This window comes from Synechococcus sp. PCC 7335 (assembly GCF_000155595.1).
GTDB lineage: Bacteria > Cyanobacteriota > Cyanobacteriia > Phormidesmidales > Phormidesmidaceae > Phormidesmis.
In genome coordinates this window covers 1-1,337 of record NZ_DS989913.1, presented here as the reverse complement: position 1 = coordinate 1,337, position 1,337 = coordinate 1, and the positions used below count along the sequence as shown (strand labels likewise).

Genomic DNA, 1,337 nt, shown 5'->3' with positions numbered 1-1,337 from the left:
GCATCGTAGGTTTTTTGCTGACTGCTATTCAGTTTCATTCATTGTACTCCCACCTATTTTAAGAATACGGGGATAGCTTGATCATCATCGATATGAGTTAATATTTGCCTATTTACAGGTAAACACATAAGCATATAAATAGGTAAATATGTTTACTTGGTTCTTTTGTCTTCCAGTATTGTTTCGGCAGTAAACCCTTCTGGTAGCTCGAAACGCTCTATTAACCACTTTTTCGCCTCTGTGGCTAATTTGATATCCTGCTCTGCACACTGTCTACGGATAGCCTGCCTGACTACTGCTGGAAGCTTTACAGACAAAACAACCACGGATTTAAGATCTTCTTCTGAATAGGTGCTGGATGAATCGGATTGCCCCTTGTTATTTTGGGGTGTAGGTTTCGATGGCTTAGAATCAACTGACGTTTTGGTAGATGGAACTTTGCTGGCTTTCAATTGCTGTGTAAACGGATTAGTTGTCATGGCTTTACGCTTCTAGGTACGTCTCTGAAAACTCTTGAAAAGCAGCATGAAAATCTAGCCAAGGTAATCGCTGAGTGCCTTTCATCTGTTCGACAGTCTTACCTGCTAGGGATGCACGCTTGATACCAATGCCGTGCCTCACAAACTGACTGATTAGGTCGTAACCGCCGTCTGTGATCGCATCAGCGATATCCTGGTTTTCCCTTTTTGACGAACGGGGACAATCGTTGAGCAAGATAACGTAGCTGCCATCATTAGCAATTACCTGGTCAGCGGTTTCTTGAGTAGCGGTAAGAGCATCTATATCAGGTGTGCAAGGAATAAGCACGATGTAAGCAAACTCAGTCAGGTGCTTAATAGTTTCATCGCTAACGCTGGCTGCTGTGTCCAATATCCCGTAGTCACAACCATCTGCCTGCGCCATTTCCTCAAAAGGATGGACTTTAAAGCCGGGTCGTTGAGAGGGCGGGTTAGTATCTGCTCTCGCTTGCCACTTCGTGACAGTGCGATTGCGATCGTCATCTACTACGGCTACGGTATGTCCTTTTTGCGCCAGCCAGTGGGCTAAAGATAGAGATACCGTGCTTTTCCCTACACCTCCCTTTGTGTTTGAGACTGCTATCCACTTCATATGTTTGTATGCTTATCTGAAACATAGAAACCATATAAACATATAAATAGGTAAAAACAGAAAAATGTGCGAAATCCACGAGGAATCAGGCGGTATAAGTACTAATGCCTCTTCTAAAAGCATATAAACATATAAATACGAATATACGTTTATATGCTTTCCACATATTAGGCAACATTAACCAATGTTGCCTAGTTCGCAATGTCCCATATGAGGGAGCATGTTTT

The 1,337-nt window shown here is 42.9% G+C and carries 2 protein-coding genes; both read right to left on the bottom strand.

The window, feature by feature from the left end:
* Positions 1 to 152: 152 nt before the first annotated feature.
* Positions 153 to 479 carry a hypothetical protein gene (locus S7335_RS25555; RefSeq protein WP_038020498.1) on the bottom strand — a complete coding sequence of 109 codons (327 nt, stop codon included), beginning with the start codon at positions 477 to 479 and terminating at the stop codon, positions 153 to 155.
* Positions 480 to 483: 4 nt separating this feature from the next.
* Positions 484 to 1,110: a ParA family protein gene (locus S7335_RS25550; protein ID WP_006458993.1), complete on the bottom strand. Its 627-nt coding sequence runs from the start codon at positions 1,108 to 1,110 to the stop codon at positions 484 to 486.
* Positions 1,111 to 1,337 lie beyond the last annotated feature (227 nt).

Bases quoted from the DNA above. Each gene is read 5' to 3' on its own strand.
- S7335_RS25555 (WP_038020498.1), bottom strand. From the start codon at position 479: ATGACAACTAATCCGTTTACACAGCAATTGAAAGCCAGCAAAGTTCCA.
- S7335_RS25550 (WP_006458993.1), bottom strand. From the start codon at position 1,110: ATGAAGTGGATAGCAGTCTCAAACACAAAGGGAGGTGTAGGGAAAAGC.